Below are 23,716 nucleotides of genomic sequence, written 5' to 3'. Positions count from 1 at the left end.
GCTTCGTCTTCATGCCATTGCCTTCGCAGGGGTGGCGTTATAGCGGCAGGCCGGTCGCCTTGTCGAACAGATGGATGTTGCCGGGATCGACCGAGACCGGCAGCAGATCGCCTGGCCTGACCGGCACCCTGTCGCGGAACACGGCCCGCACGGTGTCGGCGCCGATGGCGCCATAGACATGGGTCTCGGAACCGGTCGGCTCCACGACATCCACCTTGAGCGCCATGGCGTCGGTCGCCTCGCCGATGACGAAATGCTCGGGCCGGATGCCTGCCTCCACGGCGCTGTCCGCCGGCACAGCCTTGCCGGCCAGGACAAGCCGGCCGCCGCCGGCCGACTCGAACCAGGTCTTTTCAGGCGTTGCCTTGAGGGCTCCGGAGACAAAGCTCATCGAGGGCGAGCCGAGGAAGCCGGCGACGAATTTGTTGGCCGGCCTGTCATAGAGCTCCAGCGGCGCGCCGACCTGCTGTATCCGGCCACGGTCCATCACGACGATGCGATCGGCCATGGTCATGGCCTCGATCTGGTCGTGGGTGACATAGACGATGGTCGATTTCAGCCGCTGGTGCAGCGCCTTGATCTCGGTGCGCATCTGCACGCGCAATTGCGCGTCGAGATTGCTGAGCGGCTCGTCGAACAGGAACACCGAGGGTTCGCGCACGATGGCACGGCCCATGGCGACGCGCTGGCGCTGGCCGCCCGAGAGCTGGCGAGGATAGCGGTCGAGATAGGAATAGAGGTTGAGGACGCCGGATGCCTTCTTGACCTTGTCGTCGATCGCGGCGCGGCTCTCACCGCGGATTTTCGGGCCGAAGCCGATATTGTCCGAGGCCTTCAGGTGCGGGAACAGCGCATAGGACTGGAATACCATGGCGATGTTGCGCTGCTGCGGCGGCAGGTCGTTGGCGCGGACGCCGCCGATCAGCAGGTCGCCGGAACTAATCGTCTCCAGCCCGGCCAGCATGCGCAGCAAGGTCGACTTGCCGCAGCCGGAGGGGCCGACCAGCACCACGAACTCGCCGCTCTTGATATCGAGGCTGATGTCCTCGAGGATCCTGTGCTGGCCGAAGGATTTCGACAGGTTGCGGAACTGGACGTCGGTCATGGTCACGCTCCCAATATGTCGTCGATGAACGGCAGGCAGCCGGCGGTCAGCCCGGCGTCGACGGGCATCACCACGCCTGTTACGCCCGACGCGCGGTCCGATGCAAGGAAGGCAACCGCTTCCGCCACTTCCGAGGCATTGACGATGCGGCCGAGCGGATAGAGCCGCTTGAGCTTGCCCAGGATCTCCGGGTCCTTGGCGAGGCGGTGGTCCCAGGCCGCGGTGCGGATCGATCCGGGACAGACGACATTCGCGCGCACGCCGCTGCGGCCAAGTTCGACGGCGACCGATTTGGCATAGGCGTTGATGCCGGCCTTGGCGGCGGCGTAGGCCGGGTTGCCGAAATGCGCGATGGCATTGACCGACGAGATGAAGACGATGCTGCCTGAACCGCGCGCGGCCATCGCCTTCGCAAGTGGGTCGGCGAAGGTCATCACCCCGGTCAGGTTGAGATCGAGCTCGTGCTCAATTCTGTCGGTGTCGAGCGCATAAATCGTCTCGGCGCGCGTCCAGCCGGCATTGTTGATCAGGATGTCGGGCACACCATCCTGGCCCAGCACGGCGGCGATCCCCGCCTCGATCGAAGCCCGGTCGAGAAGATTGAAGACATGGCGCGAGGCCAGCCGCGGGCTTGCCAGCGCCTCCTCTGTGTGGTCGCAGCCGACCACGCGTGCGCCCCTGTCTGCCAGCAATGCGACGATCGCCGAGCCAAGACCGCCACCGGCCCCGGTGACGACGGCAGTCCTGCCTTCGAATTCGGCTTTCGAAACCACGGCGCTCGCTCCTTCCGCAGATCAGGCAGATGCCCCGCAGGCTATTGAAAGGAATGTAATTAAGCAACATAATAATCCGCTTTCATGCCGCAAATTCATCGATAATGTAGGAAAGTCACATAAATCTTGTGCCAGCCCATCGGCACAGGGAGCGCAAATGCGCGGAGCAAATGGGAGAGATGAGATGAGCCTTGCCAAATCGACTGCCGGCCTGATGGCCGGAATGAGCATGCTGGCCTTCGCGGCGCAGGCGAATGCGGGTGAAGTGCGCGTCACCGTCGCCGAATACAGCGCCAAGACCGGCCCCTATTTCGAGGAAGTGAAGAAGGAATTCGAGGCGAAGAACCCCGGCATCACCGTCAAGTTCGAAGTGGTGCCGTGGGATGTGTTGTTGCAGAAGCTGACCACCGACATCACCGCCGGCACCAATGCGGATCTGTCGATCATCGGCACGCGCTGGCTGATCGATTTCGTCCAGCAGGATGTCGCCGAGCCGCTCGACGGCTACATCACGCCCGAATTCAAGGGCCGATTCATCGACACGTTCCTGTCGCCGTCGATCATGGGTGGCAAGACCTACGGCCTGCCGATCGCCGCCTCGGCGCGCGCCATGTATTACAACAAAGAGCTGTTCGAGAAGGCCGGCATCGCCAAGCCGCCGGCAACCTGGACCGAGCTGCAGGACGATGCGCGCAAGATCAAGGCGCTCGGCTCCGGCACGTTCGGTTTCGGCCTGCAGGGCAAGGAGATCGAAACCGACGTCTATTACTACTATGCGATGTGGTCGCTGGGCACCGAGATCCTCAACAAGGACGGCACGTCGGGCCTCGGCACCCCGGGCGCGCTCGAGGCCGCCAAGCTCTACAAGTCAATGATCGACGAAGGGCTGACGGAGCCGGGCGTCACCTCCAACAACCGCGAGGACGTGCAGAACCTCTTCAAGCAGGGCAAGGTCGGCATGATGATCACCGCGCCCTTCCTCTCCAACCAGATCAAGGACGAGGCGCCGAGCCTGAAATATGGCGTCGCCGCCATTCCGGCCGGCCCGACCGGCGCACGCGGCACCTATGGCGTCACCGATTCCATGATCATGTTCAAGAACTCCAAGAACAAGGATGAAGCCTGGAAGCTGATGGACTTCCTGTTCACCACGGAGCAGCGCGCCAAGTTCACGCAAGGCGAAGGCTTCCTGCCGGTGAACAAGGAAGAGGCCAAGATGGACTATTACGTCCACAACGCGGACCTCGCCGCCTTCACCGCGCTCTTGCCCGACGCACGCTTCGCGCCGGTCATCCCGGGCTGGGAAGAAGTCGCCCAGATCACGTCCGACGCGATGCAGAAGATCTATCTCGGCGGCGACCCCGAGGCAGGCCTGAAGGATGCGGCGGCCAAGGCCAACGCCGTGTTGAAGAAATAGGGGCAGTGCCGAAGACATAAGGGCGTATCTCCCTGCGCCCGTGGCGCGCCCCAGACTCAGGCGGGGCGCGCCACATCTTGCCGATGCGAATTCTGAATTCGCCAGCCAGGCCAGCCGATGCAAAATCGTTTCCTGCCCTATCTCCTGACCTTGCCCAGCCTGTTCCTGGCGGCAGTCGTCATCTTCTGGCCGGTCTGGGACCTGATCCAGATCTCGACCCATGATGTCAGCCGCTTCGGCCAGCTGCGCGACTTCAGCGGCCTGACCAATTTCGCGGCGCTCATCGGCGATCCCGACTTCGTCGCGGCACTCTGGCGCACCGGTCTATGGACCGTGCTGGTGGTCGGTGGCGCGCTGCTGCTGTCGGTGCCGGTGGCGATGATCCTCAACACCGACTTCTATGGCCGCGGCGTCGCCCGTGTCATCATCATGCTGCCCTGGGCGGTGTCGCTGACCATGACCGCCGTGGTCTGGCGCTGGGCGCTGAGCGGTGAAAGCGGCATGCTGAATTCGGCACTGCTCGGCCTCGGCCTGATCGATCACAACATCCAATGGCTGGCCCAGGCGGAAACCGCCTTCCCGATGCAGGTGATGATCGGCATATTGGTGACGGTGCCGTTCACCACGACGATCTTCCTCGGCGGCTTGTCGTCGATCCCGGACGATCTTTACGAGGCGGCGGCGCTGGAAGGGGCCACGCCGCTGCAGCAGTTCCGCGAGATCACCTTTCCGCTCTTAAAACCGTTCATCAACATCGCCATCGTGCTCAACACCATCTATGTCTTCAACTCGTTCCCGATCATCTGGGTGATGACGCAGGGCGGGCCGGCCAACTCGACCGACATCCTGGTCACCCACCTCTACAAGCTTGCCTTCCGCATCGGCAAACTGGGCGAGGCCTCGGCGGTGTCGCTGGTGATGTTCGCCATATTGCTGGTCTTCACCATGATCTATGTACGCCTCGCCATGCGGGAGCAGCGCGCATGAGCAGCAAGCTGAAGCGGACCGTTATCGCCTGGCTGCTCCTGGCACCGCTGATCGTGGTGACGTTGTTTCCCTTCGCGGTAATGTTCCTGACCGCGGTCAAGCCGCGGCAGGAAGTGCTGTCACCGACATGGTGGCCGAGCGAGTTCCGCTGGTCGAATTTCTCCGACATGTGGGTGGCGACCGGCTTCGGCCAGGCGCTGGCCAATTCGCTCTACGTGTCCGTTATCGCCACTGTCGGCGCCATCCTCATCTCGGTTCCCGCCGCCTACGCCATGTCGCGCTTTCGCTTTGCCGGCTATGGCGCCTTCCGCCAGTTCCTGCTGATCTCGCAGATGATTTCGCCGATCGTGCTGGTGCTTGGCTTGTTCCGGCTGATGGCCGCCTGGGGGCTGGTGGAATCGACCACGGCGCTTGGCTTCATCTACATGGCCTTCAACGTCGCCTTCACGGTGTGGATGCTGCAGAGTTATTTCGACACCATCCCACGCGATCTCGAGGAAGCCGCCTGGATGGAGGGCGCCGGCCGCTGGCTGACCCTGCGCAAAGTGTTCCTGCCGCTCTGCCTGCCGGCGATCGCGGTGACGGCGATCTTCACCTTCATCAACGCCTGGAACGAGTTTGTCGTGGCGCTGACCATGCTGCGCAGCCAAGAGAGCTACACGCTGCCGATCCAGGTCTTTTCCCTCGTTGCGGGCCGCTACACGATCGAGTGGCACCACGTCATGGCGGCGACGCTGCTGGCGACCTTGCCGGTGGCGATCCTGTTTATCTGGCTGCAGCGCTACCTGGTCAGGGGACTGGCGCTCGGGGCGGTCAAATAGCCGCCATTCATCACGGAGTCTACATGCGTATCTTCACCGCCTCACTGGCGACGGAAACCAACACCTTCTCGCCGGTGCCGACCGACCGGGCCTCGTTCGAGATGGCGTTTTATGCCGGGCCGGGCAAGCATCCCGAGACGCCGACACTGTGTTCCTCGCCAATCGTCGCCTTGCGCCGGCGCGCGGCGAAAGAAGGGCTGACCGTGATCGAAGGCACCGCCACCTGGGCCGAGCCCGGCGGTCTGGTGCAGCGGCAGACCTTCGAGGCGCTGCGCGACGAGATTCTTGGTCAGCTACAGGCTGCGCTGCCGGTCGATGCGGTTATCCTGGGGCTGCACGGCGCCATGGTGGCGCAGGGCTATGACGATTGCGAGGGCGACCTGCTCGAGCGCGTGCGGGCAATCGTCGGGCCTGACGTGGTGATCGCCTCGGAGTTCGATCCGCACAGCCATCTGACGCCGAAGCGCGTGGCGGCCTCCGACATCATGGCCTATTTCCTCGAATTCCCGCACACCGATTTCTACGAGCGCGGCGAGCATGTCGTCGAGCTTGGGCTGGCGGCGGCGCGGGGCGAGATCAAGCCCGTCATTTCGACCTTCGACTGCCGCATGATCCAGGTGCTGCCGACCAGCCGCGAGCCGATGCGCTCCTTCGTCGACCGCATCAAGGCGCTGCATGGCAGGGACGGCGTGCTGTCGGTCTCGGTCGTCCACGGCTTCATGGCGGCCGACGTGCCGGAAATGGGCACGCGGATCCTTGTCGTCACCGACAATGACAAGGCCAAGGGCGACGCGCTGGCGGAGCGGCTGGGGCGCGAGCTCTACGGCTTACGCGAAAAGACGGCGATGACGATGCTGAACACCGATGATGGCATCGACCGGGCGCTAGCGGTTCGCGCCGAGAATCCCGGCAAACCGGTGGTTATTGCCGACGTCTGGGACAATCCCGGCGGCGGCGTTCCCGGCGACGGCACGTTCGTGCTGCGCCGAATGCTGGCGCGTGGGCTGGACAATGTCGGCGTGGCAACGATCTGGGACCCGATCGCCGTCACCTTCTGCCTGGCCGCCGGCGAAGGCGCGCTCATCGACCTGCGTTTCGGCGGCAAGGCCGGTCCGCAGGCCGGTGAGCCGATCGACGCGCGCGTCAAGGTGCTGAAGGCCGTTGCCGAGGGCTGGCAGAGTTTCGGACCAAGCCGGGTGACGCTCGGGCCGACCGCGCTGGTCCGCATCGAAGGCACCGAGGTCGACATCATCCTCAACACCAACCGCACGCAAACCTTCGAGCCGGATATCTTCTCCAATATCGGCGTCGATCCGCTGGGCAAGGGTATCCTGCTGATCAAGTCGACCAACCATTTCTACGCCGGCTTCGAGCCGATCGCCGCCGAGATCATCTATGTCACGGCGCCGAGTTCGTATCCCAGCAACCCGGCGGTGACGGACTACAAGAAGCTGACGCGGCCGGTGTGGCCACGGGTGAAGGATCCTTGGGAGAGCCGCTGATCTCCCCCCTTGAGGGGGAGATGTCGCCGAAGGCGACAGAGGGGGTCGCCTCACGTGAAGCGCCAACCTTCATCCGCCGCAGCAGGTCGCGCCCTGTCGGACCGACCCCCTCTGGCCGCTTTGCGGCCATCTCCCCCTCGAGGGGGGTGATCGGCGCTACACCAATCCCCGCTTCACCATCATCGCTTCGGGCGACGGCATCTTGCCGCGAAACGCGGTGTAGAGTTCTTCCGGGTCCTTCGAACCGCCGGCGGCGTAGATGTTCTTGCGCAGCCGTTCGGCCAACGCCGGGTTGAAGGGATCGCCAGTCTCCTCGAAGGCGGCGAAGGCATCGGCGTCGAGCACTTCCGACCACATGTAGGAGTAGTAGCCGGCGGAGTAGCCGTCGCCCGAGAAGACATGGCCGAAATGCGGGGTGCGGTGGCGCATCGCGATCGTGTCGGGCATGTCGAGTTTTTCAAGCGTTTCGGTTTCGAAACGAAGTGGTTCCGCCGGGGCATCCGACCGCGCGTGATAGGCCATGTCCATCAAGGCGGAAGACGTGAATTCGACCGTGGCGAAGCCGGCGCCGAAGGTGCGCGTGGCCAGCATCTTGTCGAGCAGCGCTTTCGGCATCGGCTTGCCGGTCTTGACGTGCAGCGCGTGCTTTTCCAGCACCGCCGGCACCGTCAGCCAATGCTCGTAGAGCTGGGAGGGCAGTTCGACGAAATCGCGGCTGACGGAAGTGCCTGACACCGACGGCCAGGTGACGTCGGTCAGCATGCCGTGCAGCGCGTGGCCGAACTCATGGAACAGCGTTTTCGCCTCGTCGACCGACAGCAACGCCGGTTCTCCCGCAGGCGGCTTGGCGAAGTTCATGATGTTGTAGATCACCGGCTTCGAGCCGTGGCCAAGCTTGTAACCGGACTTCAGCGCACTCATCCAGGCGCCGGAACGCTTCGAGGGCCGCGCGAAATAGTCGGCGAGGAACAGGCCGCGCTCGCTGCCGTCGGCATTCTTCACGACGAAGACGCGCGCGTCCGGATGCCAGGCGACAATGCCCTTTCTCTCCTCGAAAGTGATGCCGAACAGTCTTGTCGCGACATCGAAGCAGGCGTCGATGACGCGGTCGAGCTGCAGATAAGGCTTCAGTTCCGCCTCGTCGAAGGCGAATTTTTCCGCGCGCAGCTTCTCCTGGTAGAAGCGCCAGTCCCAGGCGGCGAATTTTTCGTTGCTGCCGGCTTCCGCCGCCAGCCGTTCCAACTCCTTCTGGTCGGCTGCGGCCTTTTCCAGCGCCTTTTCCCAGACCGGGTCGAGCAGGTCGTGCACCGCCTTTGGCGTCTTGGCCATGGTGTCGTCGAGCTTCAGCGCGGCGAAGGAGGCGTAGCCGAGCAGCTTCGCCTTTTCGGCGCGCAACTTCAGCATGTCGCGTACCACGGACGTGTTGTCGGAGGCGCCGCCATTCTGGCCGCGCATGGTGAAGGCGCGGAAGGCGATCTCGCGCAGATCGCGGCGTTCCGAGAAGGTCGAGAACGGCTCGTAGATCGAGCGCGAGAGGGTGACGGCGTAGCGGCCCTTCTGGCCGCGCATCTCGGCGGCCTCGGCCATCGAACTTTTCAGGAAATCCGGCAGGCCGACGAGATCGGCCTCGTCGAGAAACAGCGCCCAGTCGCGTTCGTCGGCCAGCACGTTCTGGCCGAAAGTCGTGCCGAGCGACGACAGTTCCTCATTGATCCTGGCCAGCCGCTTCTTGCCCTCGGCATCGAGCTTGGCGCCGGAGCGGACAAAACCTTTCCAGGTCTTCTCCAGCACCCGCAGGGTTTCGGCGTCGAGGCCGAGGCTCTCGCGGCGCTGGTAGAGGTCGTCAATGCGGGCGAAAAGTTTCTCGTTCATCGAGATCGCCGAGAAATGCCTGGACATTTTCGGCGAGATGTCGCGCTCCAGCGCCTGAATAACATCGTTGGTGTGGGCGCCGGCGCGGCACCAGAAGATCGACGAGACGTGATCGAGCGCCTCGCCGCCGAGTTCCAGCGCGGCAAGCGTGTTGTCGATGGTCGCCGCATCCTTGTTGCCGGCGATCGCATCGATCTCCGCCTCATGCGCCTTCAGCGCCGCGTCGAAGACCGGGGAGAAATCGCCGTCGCCGATCTGGGCAAAATCAGGTAGGCCGAGCGGCCCTTGCCAGGCGGTCAGCGGATGGGCGGCGAGGTCGACGGCTTTCGGAGAGGGCATGGAGGGTCTTTCGCTGGCATCAAGGAGGAGGGTGTCTCGGATGTAGGGCGCGGCCCACGAGCCCGCAATATGGCAGCTGGCCGGTCCGGCTCAATAGCCCTCGCAGTTTTCGGCGATGGCCGCTTGCGAGCTGGCGGTGATGTGGTTGTCGGTCACCGCGAAGGTTTCCCGCGTCAACACGTCATTGTCGGGGAAGTCGTAGCAGGCGATCACCGTTGTGACGCCGCCTTCGCTCTTTGCGATCCGATGGCGGATCGCGGCGCCCGCGACGGCACCCTTCCATTCATCGAGCGCGGCAATGAATTCCTGCTTGCTCTGAACGATGCCAAGGTCGTCAAGTTTGATCCGGACGTCGTCGGCAAGCAGGTCGGCGAGTTCGGTGCGGTCTGCGACCAGCAGCGCCGAATACCAGCGGCTGATGATGGCGCCGTCATCGGCGCGCGCGGCAATAATCGCTATAAGCAATGCGACGAAAGTGAAAACGGCCGAGCGCACATTCGTCACCCGCCGTGCCGTGCCGGTCATTACAGCACCGGCCGCTCGAAGTCGCCGGTTTCCTTGTTCATCACCCAGAGCTCGCCAGTCGAAATGTCGAACCAGGCCCCGTGCAGCGACAGCCGCCCCTTGCCTTCGAGGATCGAGACACAGGGAAAAGTCCTGAGGTTGGCGATGGAATAGCGGATCGAGATGCGTTCGAGCGCGGTCTGGCGCTCGGTCGCCGTCATCAACGTGCTGGAAGCGACGGTCTCGGCGGCCGGCGCGATCAGGCTCATCCATTTGCCGATGAAGTCGCCTGGAGACAGCGGCGCCGATGTGGTGTCGAGCGCGGCGCGGATGCCGCCGCAGCGGCCGTGACCCATGACGACGATGTTCTTGACCTTGAGGCTCTGCACAGCGAATTCGAGCGCGGCCGAGGTCGAATGGAACTCGCCGTCCGGCTCGTAAGGCGGCACCAGATTGCCGACATTGCGCAGCACGAAGAGTTCACCCGGCCCGGCATCGAAGATCGCTTCGGGGGCGGAGCGGGAATCGCAGCAGGCGACGATCATCGTCTCGGGGGCCTGTCCCTCACGCGCGAGGTCGCGATAGCGGCCGCTCTCGGTGAGGTAGCGGCCATTCATGAAATTGCGGTAGCCGGCGACGAGGTGGTCAGGAAGATGAGGCATGGGCGGCTAAGGCCTTTCCGGGGTTGGAGGCGGCAGCTCTGCTATTGTGCTTTACTCATGGTGCGATCGTGAAAGGCTCTAACGGCAAAAGCCCGTCACGAGCAATGCAGAATTGTGGGGGCTGGGCAGAAATGCGATGCGTCAAAGCGCGACATCCGCCGATACTGTCACGCCCAGATGGCGACCGGTATGCCAAAACCGTCAGAGTGTGGCGGGTCAGGCAGCGGCCTGGCCGTGCCGCCGGCGATGCGGCCGGCGATCAGCATCATGACGGCGGCATCGAGAAAATCATCGGCTGCCGCACCGCGCGGCGGCAGGCGGTCGAGGAAGTCCATGGCATAGCCGTGTCGGCAGAGCAGCGCCTTGCGCTCCGCCATGCCGGCCGGATTGACGCTGCCCTTGATCTTCTTCGGCAATTGCATGGCCTCACCGCCATTCAGGCGACGGAAGGCGACTTCCGGATGCGATTCGAAGATGCGGCCACGCAGATCGGGCCGTGCGATCAGCAAGGTGTCGATCTCGCGGATTTTCGAGAAGATGCCGAAGGCCTGGATGGAAACGCCGCGTGGCGGGTCGGATGTGGCCCTTGCCACCTCGCTTGCCCTGCGATGCGCGGCGTACCAGGCTTCGACGGTGGTGAAATCGCTGGTGTCGGCATAGAGCGCCGACCGCGAAGGGATCGAAAACACGCTGGATTGGCGTGGCCCGAGCAGCGGCCGCACCAGCGCCTCCGGTCCACGCCCGCCTTTGCCCGAAAACTCCGGCAGGCCGATCGGCATGTCGACGGCGACCACCGCGTCGTCGGGAACTGCCTTGAGCAACGCGCTGAAGCTGGCGAAGACATTGACCGAAGGTGCCATGCCGGGCTCGCGCCGCACGGCGATCCAGCCGGCCTTGCAGCCATCGGCGCCGACAAGCACAACCTCCGTCGAAGTCACGCCCGGCGGTCCCGACCCGGATGCGTGAGGTGGCGCAGCTGCACCATGGCCATCGGGTGCGACAGGCTTTGCGCATCGGTTTCGAGCTGCAATTCGTCGCCGCCGCGTTTTGAGGTGCGCGCCAGGATTTCGTAGACCGCCGCCGTGGTCGATTGCAGCGCCCTGATCGGCGGCTGGCCGGAGAGGATGCGGGCGAGGTACACGGCCGCCGTCAGGTCCCCCGGGCCGTTTGGCGGCTTGTCGATCAGGCGGTGTTCGGCGAGCAGTGCCTGGGTGCCGTCGAGCAGCAGGTTGCCGGTGCCGCCTGAAATCATCGACTGTGCCGAGGTGACCAGCATGGTCGACGGTCCGGCGTGAAGTGCGGCCGAGATCACCGATTTTAAATCAGGCAGCGGCGCGCCGGCCATCCATTCCAGTTCGAAACGGTTGGGGGTGGCGATGTCGGCGATCGGCATCAGCCGGTCGCGCATGGCGGCGGCGGTGGGCTCGGGCACATAAAGGCCGCCGGAATCGCCCATCACCGGGTCGCAGATATAGACGGCGTCAGGCGTCCTGGCCTTGACCGCGGCAACCAGCGAGGCGACGGCCTCGGCCTGGCCGGCTTCGCCCAGATAGCCTGACAGCACGGCGCCGACCTCGCCCAGCCATGGCGCGCGCTCGAGATCAGCCATCAGCGCCTTGAACTGGTCGAGAGGTGGAACGATGCGCGTCGCCCGGCCGTGGCCTGGATGCCAGGGCAGAATAATGGTCGGCACCGCCCAGACCGGAAAGCCCAGCGTCTCCAGCGCGAAGACGGCGGCACGGTTGCCGACCGAACCGCGGGCGACATGGCTCGAAATGACGATAACCGCACGCGGCGCGTCGGGTTTTTCGGCGCTCATTGTTTTTTGATCCTAGCTGCCCCGGGTGAGGAAAAGCACGAGCCAGACCATCAGGCCCAGCGCCAGAAGCAGGCCGAGTATCCTGCCAATGCGCGTGCCCCAGACTTCGATCGGATCGGTGCGGTCGGCGTCGGTGGCGGCGACATGGTCGCGCATGCCTTTCGTCGTCCGCGCCACGAAGGAGGTGCCGGCCGGATCGGTCTCTTGCGCGACGCGCTCGAGGATACGGCGCGCTTCCCTGTCGCTGTCCTGGCGTTGCGCCATCATGATATCCCGTTTTGACCGGACCTTATCGCGTTCGCGCGGCCAATCACAGGGCCTTGCGAGGCGTGGAGCGTTCCGGGCCGGGAGTAGCGGCCGGTGGCCGTTTTCTTGCGCGCCGATTGTGGTAATGCTTCGCATGCAACTTCTACCGAGGGAACCATCATGCTTGCCCAGCGCCTTGCTCGACCATCGACATTCCGTACGCTGCCCGCCTTCCTGATGATGGCAATCGTGCTGCCGCTGCTTGCCGGCTGCGGTTACAATACGATCCCGACGGCGGAGGAAAACGCCAAGGCGGCCTGGAGCGAGGTGCTGAACCAGTATCAGCGCCGCGCGGACCTCATTCCCAACCTGGTCGAAACGGTCAAAGGCTATGCCTCGCATGAAAAGGACACGCTCGACGCAGTTGTCGAAGCGCGCGCCAAGGCAACGCAGATCACGGTGACGCCGGAAACGCTGAAGGATCCAGAGGCCCTCAAGAAGTTCCAGGACGCACAAGCCGGGCTGACCAGCGCGCTGTCGCGGCTGATCGCGGTGTCGGAGGCGTATCCCGATCTCAAGGCCAACCAGAATTTCCTCGCTCTGCAGGCGCAGCTCGAAGGCACCGAGAACCGTATCGCGGTGGCGCGGCGCGACTACATCCAGGCGGTCAGGGACTATAATCTGACACTGAAGACCTTCCCGTCGGTGCTTTGGGCGACTTTCTGGTTCCGCGGCAATGAGCCCTTCGCCAATTTCACCGTCGACGAAGACAAGATGCAGCCGCCGAAGGTCGATTTCGGCACCAAGCAGGGCGGCTGAGCGGCGGCTGTCATTGGAATAAATTCCGCGAAAACGACGGACCGCTGGCGTGCAACCACCCCCCTCTGCCCTGCCGGACATCTCCCCCTCAACGGGGGGGATTAGCGTTGGGGCGCCTCGCAGTTACATCGCTATTCTTGGGTTTCTTCTCGGGTTCCTTCTCTTTCCCCTGACCGCCTTTGCCGCCGACCTGCCGGCGCTCACCGGCCGCGTCGTCGACAATGCCGGCATCATCGATGCCGGCACAAAGGCGGCGTTGTCGCAGAAGCTGGCCGACTTCGAGACCAAGGGTTCCGACCAGATCGTCGTCGCCACCATTTCCAGCCTCGCCGGCGAGGAGATCGAACCCTACGCCAACCGGCTGTTCCGCTTCTGGAAGCTCGGCCAGGCCAAGGAGAACAATGGCGTGCTGCTGCTAGTCGCGCCGAACGACCGCAAGATGCGCATCGAGGTCGGCTATGGGCTGGAAGGCACGCTGACGGATCTGCACACCAAGCTGATCATCGAGAACGACATGGTACCGGCTTTCCGCGCCGGTGATTTCTCCGGCGGCATATCCAAGGCCGTCGACGACATAGTCATGGTGCTGGAGGGCAATCCCGAAGAGCTGGTAGCGCGCGGCAAGCGCAACGAGCAAGCGCCGTTCAATACCGATAATCTGTTCTTTGCCGTCTTCGTCAGCATCTGGCTGATCATCGTGTTCGGCAGCATCGCGGCATCGATCCTGCCGCCGATCTTCGGCCAGAAGCTCGGACCCGGCCGTTATCGCTGGCTCGGCATGACGTTCGAGCCTGGACGGCGCTCCTCATCCGGGGGTGGCTGGTCCTCGGGCAGTTCCGGTGGTGGCTGGTCTTCGGGTGGGGGTGGCTTTTCCGGCGGCGGCGGCTCGTCTGGCGGTGGCGGCTCTTCGGGAAGCTGGTGAGGGCGTGATGACACCCACCATCAGCCTGCCGCAGCCTGGCCATTCCAATCCGGCCATCCGTACTCTCACGGTCGCGCTGGCTCTGCTTTTGTCCTGCTTCGCTGGTTTTGCCGGTGAGTTGCCGGCGCTCACCGGCCGCGTCGTCGACAATGCCGGCATCATCGATGCCGGCACAAAGGCGGCGTTGACGCGGAAGCTGGCCGACTTCGAGACCAAGGGTTCCGACCAGATCGTCGTCGCCACCATTCCCAGCCTCGCTGGCGAGGAGATCGAACCCTACGCCAACCGGCTGTTCCGCTTCTGGAAGCTCGGCCAGGCCAAGGAGAACAATGGCGTGCTGCTGCTGGTCGCGCCGAACGACCGCAAGATGCGCATCGAGGTCGGCTATGGGCTGGAAGGCACGCTGACGGACCTGCACACCAAGCTGATCATCGAAAACGACATGGTGCCGGCTTTCCGCGCCGGTGATTTCTCCGGCGGCATATCCAAGGCCGTCGACGACATGATCATGGTGCTGGAGGGCAATCCCGAGGAGCTGGTAGCGCGCGGCAAGCGTAATCCCGCCGACAGCAGCACGCCCATCGACCCGATCGTCGCGGTGTTCCTGATCCTGTGGGCGACGATGTTCTTCGGCGGCCTGGCGATGGCATTCCTGCCGCCGATGTTCGGCACCAAGCTGTCGCCGGGCGTGTATAGATGGCTGGGCATGACATTTCGCTACGGCCGTGGGCCAAGCGGATCGTCCTCGGGCTCCAGCGGCTGGACAACGGGCTCGTCGGGCGGCGGCTGGTCGTCCGGGTCAAGCAGCAGTGGCGGCGGATTTTCGGGCGGCGGCGGCTCGTCCGGTGGTGGCGGTTCTTCAGGAAGCTGGTGAGACAATGGCAACACGACCGATCAGCCCCCAGGATCATGAGCGCATCGCCGACGCGATCCGCGCTGCCGAGGCCAAAACCGATGGCGAGATCTACTGCGTCGTCGCGCATGACAGCGACGGCTATTTCGCTCCCGCCGCCGTGATGGCGACGCTTGGCATGCTGGTCATGAGCCTCGCCGTTGCCTATGGGCTGGAGGCCTGGTGGCTCACAATCCGGCTGCCGCATTTCGTCATCGCTCAATTGCTGGCGCTGGCCTGTGTGCTGGCCTTGTTGGGGGCGGTGCCCGGCCTGCGCATCCATATGGTGCCACGGCGGCTGCGCTATCAGGCGGCGCACGCCAATGCGATCAAGCAGTTCCTCGCCCGCAACGTCCACCGCACCGCGGCGCGCACCGGCGTGCTGGTCTTCGTCTCGATCGCAGAACGCTATGCCGAGGTGGTCGCCGATTCGGGTATCGACGCCAAGGTCGGCCAGCATGTCTGGGACGGCGTGGTGCGCGATCTCACGGCGCACGCCGGCGACGACCGGCTCGCCGACGGTTTCGTCAAGGCGATCGAGCAGGTGGGGGCGGTGCTGGCCGAGCATTTCCCGGTCACGGCGGGCGACGCCAACGAGCTTGATGACCATCTGGTCGAAATCTGAAAGCCTTCGGGTAGCACCACTTTACTCATCCGGCCTGTTTTCGGACGGGCTTTTGCCCCCTGCCGGTAATGTCAGGCCCGGCTGTGAGAAAGCGGTATGCGGGCCGCCCGGACTCTTGCAATCGGCCGATGCGGGTTTATGGTTAACAAATCATGAATACGCTGACGATCGACATCCGGAAAGCCGACCCGCGCGATGCAGGCGCCATCGCCGAAGTGCACCTGGAAGCCTGGCGCGGCGCCTATTCCGGCATCATTCCGCACCGCACACTGACATCGATGATCAACCGGCGCGGCGCCGACTGGTGGGCGAACGCGATTCGCCGCGCCGCGACCGTTCTGGTCGTGGAAATCGGCGGCACCATCGCCGGCTATGCGACGATCGGCAAGAACCGCGCCCGGGAGCTCAAACAGCAAGGCGAGATCTACGAATTGTATCTGCGTCCCGAATATCAGGGCATCGGTCTCGGCCGGCGCCTGTTTTCGGCAGCCAAAGCGCGTCTTGCCGACCACGGCTTGAAGGGCATGGTGGTGTGGGCACTGGAAGACAATCAGAATGCGCTTGCCTTCTATGCCGGCGCCGGCGGTCGCGATGTCGCCGAGGGTGTCGAGATCTTCGAACAAAAAGCGCTGAAGAAGGTCGCCTTCGTCTGGGAATGACCGACGGGGACTGATCGCCGAGAGCAAAGCCGGCATGTCCGAGCATATCCCCGTGAAATCACGACGCTGAAACATCCTGTGCCGATGATTGAACGCGTCTGCTACCATCGGGTCTCGACTGACGCCGTTGAATGCGATTCGCCGCATTGCACCATTCCGCGCCGCCCGCTATCTCCTCCCCAACCGAGAGAGGGACAAAGCCATGCGCATCGAAGCCATCGCCACCGGAAAGAATCCGCCTGAGGACATCAACGTCATCATCGAAGTGCCGATCGGCGGCGAGCCGATCAAGTACGAGATGGACAAGGAGGCTGGCACGCTGTTCGTCGACCGCTTCCTGCACACCTCGATGCGTTATCCCGGCAATTACGGCTTCGTGCCGCACACGCTGTCGGGGGATGGCGATCCGATCGACGTGCTGGTCTGCAACACGCGCGCGCTGGTGCCGGGCTGCGTCATCAATGTCAGGCCGATCGGCGTGCTGATCATGGAAGACAATGCCGGCCAGGACGAGAAGATTATCGCCGTGCCGTCGCCCAAGCTGACGCTGCGCTACGAAAACGTCACCGAATACACGCATCTGCCCGAGATCACGCGCCAGCAGGTGCAACACTTCTTCGAGCACTACAAGGATCTCGAACCCGGCAAATGGGTCAAGATCGAAGGCTGGCACGATTCCAAATATGCCAAGAAGATGATCGTCGACGCGATCGCGCGGGCGAAGGCAGCCAAGTAGGCGCCGCGCCTGTGCGTGCCCTTCACCTCGCTGGCGAAGGGCACGGCGGAACGGAATTCCGCACCGTTGCGGCAACGTTGAGATCGCGGCATGGATCCCTGGGTCTGCGCCGCGTCGCTTCGCTCCTTGCTCCGCCCAAGGATGACAAATTACGGGCGTTCCAGCGAACGGCCAACGTTGTCAGTTATCCACCCGCCCAAAAGCCGGCACGTCGCCGATGACGGTGTGCCGGTCCTTGCCGCAGGCGAAGGTGCGCGCCTTCTCGTCGGCGAGTTTTCGCGCCTGGTCGTTTGCCTGTGGATTGCCGGTCGCCAGCACGAGGCCGACGGTACAGCTGTCGCGGCCGTCCATCTGGCCGACCTTGGCGACGAGCAGCACGTCCGTCGACTTGGTCCCGTCCTCGCCATTACTGATCGTGCGGCGGTGGATGACCGCGAAGGGCACGGCCTTGTCGCCTGTGGTTTCGATGCGCCATTCGACCTTGGCTCCCGACGAATTGAAACCGGAAAAACTTTCCCAGGCCGACGTCATGTCGCCGCCCGGCGGAAAACCGTAGAACAGCGATTCGCGGGCATCGTCATAGGCGATCAGCACGGGATAGCCGCGATAGCCGGAGCAGGCGAGATCGGCCCAGTCGCCTTCCCCTTCTCCAGCTTGCGCGTAGGTTACGCAATCCTTCTTCCAGTCGAGGTCGGTGTAGGCGCTGGAAATGTCGCCGGCATGGGCCGCCTGGCAGAGACCGGCGAAGGCAAGCGGGATCAGAACGGCACGCATGACGGACACCTCCGGTTCGGGCCGGGGCAGCGTACCGCCAATCGCTATTTCTTCAAGCTCGCTTCGATCAGCAGGTCGGCGTTGCGGGCGACCGACTGCGCCGGCCCGCCGAGGCCGAATAGCTGGCCGCTGATATAGGCCCCTTCGATCAGAAGCAGCAGTCCATCGCCAAGCGTGTCGGCATCCTGCGCACCCATGGCGGCGGCCATGGCGCGCAGCCGGCGGCGCAGTTCCTGCTTGTTGGCTTCGCTGACCACACGGGCCGGATGGCTGTGATCGGGATACTCGACGGCCGCGTTGGTCATGCCGCAGCCACGATATTCCGCCACTTGCGTGCGCTTGCCGATGCGGGTCAGGAAAGCCTTGATCTGCGCTCGCGGGTCGCCGGGATGGGCTTCGACCGCTTCGTCGAAACGCTCCCAGTATTCAAGATCGTACTGCCTGAGATAGGAGGCCGCGAGCTCATCCTTGGAGGGGAAGCTGCGGTAGAGGCTGGGCTTGGTGACACCGGCGCGCCTGACGATCTCGTCGACACCGATCGCGCGGATGCCGCGCCGGTAGAACAGGTCGTAGGCGACGTCGAGTATCTTCTTAGCGGCCTTGGGTGGTGCCGACGCATGATCGTCGCTGATGGCAAGTTCAATATTTTTGTCGGCTGGCATCATGCGGCTCGATTGACAATGTTACTGATCGGTACGTATACATGATCGTGTCTGCAACGTACCGGTCAGTAACATGATAATTCAATCCCGTCCGTTTGGCCAGCGCTACGCTTTCGTGGTGGTCGGCGTCATCTTCCTCTGCCTGCTGGTCGCGGCCGGGCTTCGCTCCGCACCCTCGGTGATGATGCTGCCGCTCGAAAACAGCTTCGGCTGGCGGCGCGACGTGATCTCGCTGGCCGCCGGCGTCGGCATCCTGCTCTACGGTCTGACCGGTCCGTTCGCCGCCGCGCTGATGGAGAAGATCGGGTTGCGCCGCACGCTGCTTGCCTCGCTGGTGATCATGTCAGGCTCGACCGCGCTCAGCCTGCTGATGACCAAGCCATGGCATCTCTTCATCACCTGGGGCGTCTTCTCCGGCATCGGTTCGGGCGCTGTCGCCAGTGTGCTTGGCGCCACCATCGTCAATCGCTGGTTCAAGACCAATCGCGGTCTCGTCATGGGGCTGATGTCGGCCTCCAGCGCGTCAGGCATGCTGGTGTTCCTGCCGCTGATCGCCGCCTTGGCGCAATCGGGTGGCTGGCAGCCGGTTGTCATCGCGGTCGCTGTCGCGACGGCGGCCATGATACCGCTGGTCTGGCTGCTGGTGCCGGAGCGTCCGGCCTCGATCGGCATGGTGCGTTTTGGCGCCGAGGCCGACGACGTGCCGCCGGTATCGCCGGCATCGCAAGGCAATTTCCTGGCGCATACGCTCAATACGCTGCGCCGCGCCGCCGGCACCCGGGTGTTCTGGTACCTGTTCGCCACCTTCTTCGTCTGCGGCTTCACCACCAACGGGCTGGTCGGCACCCATCTCATCGCCTTCTGCGGCGACATGGGCATCGGCGAGGTGCAGGCCGCCGGCCTGTTGTCGATGATGGGCATTTTCGACCTCATCGGCACGACGCTGTCGGGCTGGCTCACCGACCGCTTCGATCCGCGCAAGTTGCTCGGCGTCTACTATGCGGTGCGTGGCCTGTCGCTGATCTACCTGCCCTATTCCGGTTTCTCGGCAATCAGCCTGATCATCTTCGCCGTGCTCTACGGCCTCGACTGGATCGCCACCGTGCCGCCGACGCTCAGGCTTGCCAACGAGGCGTTCGGCGACCGCAGCGGCCCGATCGTGTTCGGCTGGATAGTCGCCGGGCATCAGGTTGGCGCCGCCACGGCAGCGGCCTTCGGCGGCACCATGCGCGAGCTGCAGGGCAATTACGAACTGGCGTTCCTGATCGCCGGCATGACCGCGATTGCCGCAGCCTGTATCTCGCTGCTGATCAACACCAGCAAGCCGGCGTTCGATCCGGAACCGCAGCCAGCTTGAGGTGTGAGCTCTGTAATCTCCCCCCTCGAGGGGGAGATGTCGCCGAAGGCGACAGAGGGGGTCCTCGCGCGTGAAGCGCTGGCGTCCGGCGCCTGCGATAATGAGTTTAGCCCGGTCGAACCGACCCCCTCTGGCCTGCCGGCCATCTCCCCCTCGAGGAGGGAGATTAGCAGCTTCGCCCTCTAATCCGGGTAGCAAACCATCGGAATGTTTGGCCACACCGCGCTGTCGCAGTTGGCGGCGGCCTGGCGCTGCTTGAAGGCGGCGCTGACCGGGCCGGTGACCACGGGATCGACTCCATCGGGCGCGTCGGCGAAGATCTGTTCGGCCGGCGCATTGGACGGCAGCGCCGGGGCCGTCTCTTTCAGTGTCGCGGCCGACTGCGCGGCGTTGGCCGCCAGCAGCATGGCAAAGGCCACGGAGGCGATGAGGGGCCAAAATCGGTTGAGTTTGTCGGTCATGATGGTCGAACTGCCCGGGCCTGAAAAGGTTCCCGCCTTGGTTAACGAAATCATTTCGCACGCAGATGCTTAAGATTTGATGAGTATTTGGTGTCGCGCTTCCCCTTTCGCAACTGCGAAAAACCCTGTATGAGCCGCGCAACCGAAAGAGGCAGCGCCTTTGGCCTGCTGCCTGCAACGCTTCCGAGACCAGAACATGAAACTCCGTAATATCGCGATCATCGCGCACGTCGACCATGGAAAGACCACCCTAGTCGACCAGCTTTTGAAGCAGTCCGGCTCGTTCCGCGACAACCAGCGCGTCGCCGAGCGCGCCATGGATTCCAACGACCTCGAAAAGGAACGCGGCATCACCATCCTGGCCAAGGCGACCTCGGTCGACTGGAAGGATACGCGCATCAACATCGTCGATACCCCCGGCCACGCCGATTTCGGCGGTGAGGTCGAGCGCATCCTGTCGATGGTGGATTCGGCCATCGTGCTGGTAGACGCCGCCGAAGGCCCGATGCCGCAGACCAAGTTCGTCGTCGGTAAGGCGCTCAAGGTCGGCCTGAAGCCGATCGTCGTCATCAACAAGATCGACCGGCCGGACGCCAGGCATGTCGAGGTGGTCAACGAGGTGTTCGACCTGTTCGCCGCGCTCGACGCCACCGACGAGCAGCTCGATTTCCCGATCCTCTACGGTTCGGGCCGTGACGGCTGGGTTTCGGAAAATCCGGAAGGCCCGAAGGACCAGCAGCTGGCGCCGCTGTTCGACCTCATCGTCAGGCATGTGCCGGCGCCGACGGTTCATCCCGGCCCGTTCCGCATGATCGGCACCATCCTGGAAGCCAACCCCTTCCTCGGCCGCATCATCACCGGCCGTATCGAATCCGGCACGCTGAAGGCCAACCAGGCGGTCAAGGTGCTGCACCATGACGGCACCCAGATCGAAACCGGCCGCATCTCGAAGATCCTGGCTTTCCGTGGCCTCGAGCGCCAGCCGATCGAGGAGGCCCAGGCGGGCGACATCGTTGCCATCGCCGGGCTGTCGAAGGGTACCGTCGCCGACACGTTCTGCGACCTGGCGGTAACCGAGGCGCTGCATGCGCAGCCGATCGATCCGCCGACCGTGACCATGTCGTTCCTGGTCAATGACAGCCCGCTCGCCGGCACCGAAGGCGACAAGGTGACCAGCCGCGTCATCCGCGACCGCCTGCTGCGCGAGGCCGAAGGCAATGTCGCGCTGAAGATCGAGGAATCGCCGGACAAGGATTCCTTCTTCGTCTCCGGCCGTGGCGAATTGCAGCTCGCCGTGCTGATCGAGACGATGCGCCGCGAAGGCTTCGAAATCGCCGTGTCGCGTCCGCGCGTCGTCATGCAGAAGGGCGAGAACGGCGAATTGCTCGAACCGGTCGAGGAAGTCGTCATCGACGTCGACGAGGAGCATGCCGGCGTCGTCGTGCAGAAAATGTCGGAGCGCAAGGCCGAGATGGTCGAACTGCGCCCATCCGGCGGCAACCGCCAGCGCATCGTTTTCCATGCGCCGACGCGCGGCCTGATCGGCTACCAGTCGGAACTTCTGACCGATACGCGCGGCACCGCCGTGATGAACCGGCTGTTCCATGCCTACGAGCCCTACAAGGGCGAACTGCCGGGCCGCACCAATGGCGTGCTGATCTCCAACGAGCAGGGCGAATCGGTCGCCTACGCCATGTGGAACCTGGAAGACCGCGGCCCGATGGTCATCGACCCGGGCGTCAAGGTCTATCAGGGCATGATCATCGGCATCCATAGCCGTGACAACGACCTCGAAGTGAACGTGCTGAAGGGCAAGAAGCTGACCAACATCCGCGCCGCCGGCAAGGACGAGGCGGTCAAGCTCACCCCGCCGATCCGCATGACGCTGGAACGCGCGCTTGCCTGGATCCAGGACGACGAACTGGTCGAGGTGACGCCGAAGACCATCCGTCTGCGCAAGCTCTATCTCGATCCGAACGAGCGCAAGCGTTTCGAGAAGTCGGCCAAGGCGGTCGGCGCGGCGTAATTTTCTTACTTCTGACTATTCACAAGAGGGGCGAAGCATCGGTGCTTCGCCCCTCTCTCGTTCAGCCGCCGGCCGCGCGGATGATGGCTTCCCGATCCGGCTCGCCGGCAAGGTCGATCCGGATCGTCATTCCCTGACGGGCCGGCTTACGCAAGGCCTTGGCTCCGTCCGGATCGACGGCCAGCAGGCGCCGTTCCTCCAGCACCTGTAGCCGCGAGCGCGAAATGCCGAGTTCGTTGGCAAGCAGACGGTCGAGCCGGAGCGATGTCGGCATGTCCAGCCCAAGCTGGAGTTCCAGGGCGGCCGCGCTTTCCCTGGCGCCGCCGACCAACCGCTTATGCACGGCGACATCGGCAAACGGCTCGACACGCCCCACCTGGTTGCGCAAGGCGACGATGTCGAAGGCATGGCGCCGGGCAAGCGCCGGGTCGTTGCTTTCGAGGGCCCGCAGCAGCGCGGGGTCGATGTCGCGGCGATTGCGGCGTTCGAAAATGCTGAAATTCCAGGAATTGTCGCAGTCGACGCAGCGATAGACCAGCCAGACGTCGATGCGCTTGCCGTTGGCGTTGACGCGGAATTTTCCGCTGCTGCGATAGGCCTTCACGTCGCCGCAGCGGTTGCAGTTGATCAGCGGTTGGGGTGCGATTGCAGGCGTGATCGCCCAGTGGATGCGCAGAGTCGAAAACATGCCGATAAGGCCTTCCCGTCGGGAAGTTCATCAGGTCGGCAATGTCGAGATGCCCATGCGGGCGCGGCGTGGCGGTAGGCTGCGGAGATGGTGAAGTCAGGTGTCGCCGGCGGAAAGCGCGCGACAGCGGTTCAGCAGTGCCAAACCGGTCTCGAACCGCCGCCTGAGGAACACTTGAAAATGAAGCGGACACCGCTGACGCGGCGCCCTGCCAAGCGTGATCAGGGGAGTTGGCGAGACCGGCGGTTACTGAGGCAAAATGAAGCTCGAAATTGTTTCGCGGCGGGTCTTCTAGCGGCCTGCAAGGGACTTCGCAACCCAGGCATTGGTATGTCAGCGCCAATGGTCGGTATCGGGGTTGCCTTTGCCAGAGCCGCGGCTGTCGAGTACTTATGGTCGATCGAGCCCTGACGCGGAGATCCTCGCCATGCATCTCGCCTCGTTGCTGATTTTCGCCGCCGCCTTGTTCGTTGCAGCCGGGTCGCCTGGTCCGTCGATCGCGGCCCTCGTCGCACGCGTCATCTCGAAGGGCTTTCGGGACGTGTTTCCGTTCCTGCTCGCCATGTGGATCGGCGAGGGCATCTGGCTGTCGCTGGCGGTATTCGGGCTGGCCGTGGTGGCGCAGACCTTCCACTTTGCGTTTGTCGTGGTGAAGTGGGTGGGCGTCGCCTATCTCGCTTACCTTGCCTGGAAGATGTGGACGGCGCCGGTCGATGCCAAAGAGGGCGAGATGCCGCGCGAGGATTCCCCGGCGAAACTGTTCTTCGCCGGCATGGCGGTGACGCTCGGCAACCCCAAGATCATGATGTTCTACCTGGCGCTGCTGCCGACCATCATCGACCTCGCGTCGGTGAGCATCGTCGGCTGGGTCGAGCTGACGGCGACCATGGCGGTGGTGCTGATCGCCATCGATCTCGCCTGGGTGCTCGCCGCCTCGCAGGCGCGCAAGCTGTTGAAGAGCAAGCGCGCCATGAAGATCGCCAACCGTATCAGCGCCACGACGATGGCCGGTGCCGCGGCCGCGATCGCGGCACGTTCCTGAGGCGAG

Annotated in this window: 25 protein-coding genes; 13 read left to right on the top strand and 12 right to left on the bottom strand. The window is 64.0% G+C overall.

The features are described from left to right. Window positions 1-37 precede the first annotated feature (37 nt). Together A3AU_RS0112445 and A3AU_RS0112440 are read right to left on the bottom strand one after the other, a co-directional pair. On the bottom strand, window positions 38-1,105 hold the full coding sequence (locus tag A3AU_RS0112445; protein WP_027053125.1) for an ABC transporter ATP-binding protein: 1,068 nt from the start codon (window positions 1,103-1,105) through the stop codon (window positions 38-40). Between the two features lie 2 nt (window positions 1,106-1,107). Next, a complete protein-coding gene (locus tag A3AU_RS0112440; protein ID WP_027053124.1) occupies window positions 1,108-1,878 on the bottom strand; it encodes an SDR family NAD(P)-dependent oxidoreductase in 771 nt (256 codons plus the stop codon). 184 nt (window positions 1,879-2,062) lie between these two features. On the opposite strand from A3AU_RS0112440, the gene A3AU_RS0112435 reads away from it, so the two are divergent. The 4 genes from A3AU_RS0112435 (at window position 2,063) to A3AU_RS0112420 (ending at window position 6,605) form a co-directional block, all read left to right on the top strand. Beyond that, window positions 2,063-3,295: an ABC transporter substrate-binding protein gene (locus A3AU_RS0112435; protein ID WP_027053123.1), complete on the top strand. Its 1,233-nt coding sequence runs from the start codon at window positions 2,063-2,065 to the stop codon at window positions 3,293-3,295. A 117-nt stretch (window positions 3,296-3,412) separates the two neighbouring features. Next, window positions 3,413-4,282 carry a carbohydrate ABC transporter permease gene (locus tag A3AU_RS0112430; protein WP_027053122.1) on the top strand — a complete coding sequence of 290 codons (870 nt, stop codon included), beginning with the start codon at window positions 3,413-3,415 and terminating at the stop codon, window positions 4,280-4,282. Then, a complete protein-coding gene (locus tag A3AU_RS0112425) occupies window positions 4,279-5,103 on the top strand; it encodes a carbohydrate ABC transporter permease (protein ID WP_027053121.1) in 825 nt (274 codons plus the stop codon). The genes A3AU_RS0112430 and A3AU_RS0112425 overlap by 4 nt, the downstream gene beginning before the upstream one ends. Before the next feature lie 23 nt (window positions 5,104-5,126). After that, window positions 5,127-6,605, top strand: coding sequence for a M81 family metallopeptidase (locus A3AU_RS0112420; protein WP_027053120.1), 1,479 nt, complete (start codon window positions 5,127-5,129; stop codon window positions 6,603-6,605). Window positions 6,606-6,761: 156 nt separating this feature from the next. Here the strand turns inward: A3AU_RS0112420 and A3AU_RS0112415 are convergent, their stop codons facing one another. The 6 genes from A3AU_RS0112415 to A3AU_RS0112390 all read right to left on the bottom strand — a co-directional run bounded on the left by A3AU_RS0112415 (window position 6,762) and on the right by A3AU_RS0112390 (window position 12,065). Further along, window positions 6,762-8,816, bottom strand: a complete 2,055-nt coding sequence (locus A3AU_RS0112415) for a M3 family metallopeptidase (RefSeq protein ID WP_027053119.1) — start codon at window positions 8,814-8,816, stop codon at window positions 6,762-6,764. Window positions 8,817-8,906: 90 nt separating this feature from the next. Continuing rightward, on the bottom strand, window positions 8,907-9,341 hold the full coding sequence (locus A3AU_RS0112410) for a hypothetical protein (protein ID WP_027053118.1): 435 nt from the start codon (window positions 9,339-9,341) through the stop codon (window positions 8,907-8,909). Beyond that, window positions 9,341-9,982, bottom strand: coding sequence for a carbonic anhydrase (locus A3AU_RS0112405; RefSeq protein ID WP_027053117.1), 642 nt, complete (start codon window positions 9,980-9,982; stop codon window positions 9,341-9,343). The genes A3AU_RS0112410 and A3AU_RS0112405 overlap by 1 nt, the downstream gene beginning before the upstream one ends. Before the next feature lie 167 nt (window positions 9,983-10,149). Then, window positions 10,150-10,920 carry a DUF429 domain-containing protein gene (locus A3AU_RS0112400; protein WP_027053116.1) on the bottom strand — a complete coding sequence of 257 codons (771 nt, stop codon included), beginning with the start codon at window positions 10,918-10,920 and terminating at the stop codon, window positions 10,150-10,152. Then, complete coding sequence (pdxY, locus tag A3AU_RS0112395) at window positions 10,917-11,801, bottom strand: pyridoxal kinase PdxY (protein ID WP_027053115.1); 885 nt, start codon at window positions 11,799-11,801, stop codon at window positions 10,917-10,919. Before pdxY ends, A3AU_RS0112400 begins: the two co-directional genes overlap by 4 nt. A gap of 12 nt (window positions 11,802-11,813) precedes the next feature. Next, window positions 11,814-12,065 (bottom strand): hypothetical protein, encoded by a 252-nt coding sequence (locus tag A3AU_RS0112390; protein WP_027053114.1) that lies wholly within the window; start codon window positions 12,063-12,065, stop codon window positions 11,814-11,816. A gap of 162 nt (window positions 12,066-12,227) precedes the next feature. Between A3AU_RS0112390 and A3AU_RS0112385 the strand changes: the two genes are divergently transcribed. The 6 genes from A3AU_RS0112385 (at window position 12,228) to ppa (ending at window position 16,700) form a co-directional block, all read left to right on the top strand. Further along, window positions 12,228-12,866, top strand: a complete 639-nt coding sequence (locus A3AU_RS0112385; protein ID WP_027053113.1) for a LemA family protein — start codon at window positions 12,228-12,230, stop codon at window positions 12,864-12,866. A 127-nt stretch (window positions 12,867-12,993) separates the two neighbouring features. Further along, the gene (locus A3AU_RS0112380; protein ID WP_245235470.1) at window positions 12,994-13,788 is read left to right on the top strand and encodes a TPM domain-containing protein; all 795 of its coding nucleotides are present in this window, start codon (window positions 12,994-12,996) and stop codon (window positions 13,786-13,788) included. A 7-nt stretch (window positions 13,789-13,795) separates the two neighbouring features. Next, the gene (locus tag A3AU_RS0112375; protein WP_027053111.1) at window positions 13,796-14,662 is read left to right on the top strand and encodes a TPM domain-containing protein; all 867 of its coding nucleotides are present in this window, start codon (window positions 13,796-13,798) and stop codon (window positions 14,660-14,662) included. 4 nt (window positions 14,663-14,666) lie between these two features. Further along, on the top strand, window positions 14,667-15,305 hold the full coding sequence (locus tag A3AU_RS0112370; RefSeq protein WP_027053110.1) for a TPM domain-containing protein: 639 nt from the start codon (window positions 14,667-14,669) through the stop codon (window positions 15,303-15,305). A 152-nt stretch (window positions 15,306-15,457) separates the two neighbouring features. Continuing rightward, window positions 15,458-15,964, top strand: coding sequence for a GNAT family N-acetyltransferase (locus tag A3AU_RS0112365; RefSeq protein ID WP_027053109.1), 507 nt, complete (start codon window positions 15,458-15,460; stop codon window positions 15,962-15,964). Between the two features lie 202 nt (window positions 15,965-16,166). Then, window positions 16,167-16,700, top strand: a complete 534-nt coding sequence (gene ppa / locus A3AU_RS0112360; protein WP_027053108.1) for an inorganic diphosphatase — start codon at window positions 16,167-16,169, stop codon at window positions 16,698-16,700. 180 nt (window positions 16,701-16,880) lie between these two features. Here the strand turns inward: ppa and A3AU_RS0112355 are convergent, their stop codons facing one another. Both A3AU_RS0112355 and A3AU_RS0112350 read right to left on the bottom strand, forming a co-directional pair. Further along, a complete protein-coding gene (locus A3AU_RS0112355) occupies window positions 16,881-17,474 on the bottom strand; it encodes a hypothetical protein (protein ID WP_027053107.1) in 594 nt (197 codons plus the stop codon). 44 nt (window positions 17,475-17,518) lie between these two features. Further along, the gene (locus tag A3AU_RS0112350; RefSeq protein ID WP_027053106.1) at window positions 17,519-18,136 is read right to left on the bottom strand and encodes a TetR/AcrR family transcriptional regulator; all 618 of its coding nucleotides are present in this window, start codon (window positions 18,134-18,136) and stop codon (window positions 17,519-17,521) included. 73 nt (window positions 18,137-18,209) lie between these two features. Here A3AU_RS0112350 and A3AU_RS0112345 point away from each other — a divergent pair, with 73 nt between their 5' ends. Next, window positions 18,210-19,493 (top strand): MFS transporter, encoded by a 1,284-nt coding sequence (locus A3AU_RS0112345; RefSeq protein WP_027053105.1) that lies wholly within the window; start codon window positions 18,210-18,212, stop codon window positions 19,491-19,493. A 182-nt stretch (window positions 19,494-19,675) separates the two neighbouring features. On the opposite strand, the gene A3AU_RS0112335 is transcribed toward A3AU_RS0112345, so the two are convergent. Next, complete coding sequence (locus tag A3AU_RS0112335) at window positions 19,676-19,954, bottom strand: hypothetical protein (RefSeq protein WP_245235466.1); 279 nt, start codon at window positions 19,952-19,954, stop codon at window positions 19,676-19,678. Window positions 19,955-20,150: 196 nt separating this feature from the next. Between A3AU_RS0112335 and typA the strand changes: the two genes are divergently transcribed. Beyond that, window positions 20,151-21,980, top strand: coding sequence for a translational GTPase TypA (typA, locus tag A3AU_RS0112330; protein ID WP_027053102.1), 1,830 nt, complete (start codon window positions 20,151-20,153; stop codon window positions 21,978-21,980). A gap of 61 nt (window positions 21,981-22,041) precedes the next feature. On the opposite strand, the gene A3AU_RS0112325 is transcribed toward typA, so the two are convergent. After that, window positions 22,042-22,668 (bottom strand): DUF1062 domain-containing protein, encoded by a 627-nt coding sequence (locus A3AU_RS0112325; protein ID WP_027053101.1) that lies wholly within the window; start codon window positions 22,666-22,668, stop codon window positions 22,042-22,044. A gap of 427 nt (window positions 22,669-23,095) precedes the next feature. On the opposite strand from A3AU_RS0112325, the gene A3AU_RS0112320 reads away from it, so the two are divergent. Then, complete coding sequence (locus A3AU_RS0112320) at window positions 23,096-23,710, top strand: LysE family translocator (protein ID WP_027053100.1); 615 nt, start codon at window positions 23,096-23,098, stop codon at window positions 23,708-23,710. Window positions 23,711-23,716: the final 6 nt, after the last annotated feature.

Source organism: Mesorhizobium erdmanii USDA 3471 (genome assembly GCF_000472705.1).
Taxonomy (GTDB): domain Bacteria; phylum Pseudomonadota; class Alphaproteobacteria; order Rhizobiales; family Rhizobiaceae; genus Mesorhizobium; species Mesorhizobium erdmanii.
The sequence above is the reverse complement of the archived record's forward strand: the minus strand, read 5'-3'. Positions and strand labels throughout refer to the sequence as shown.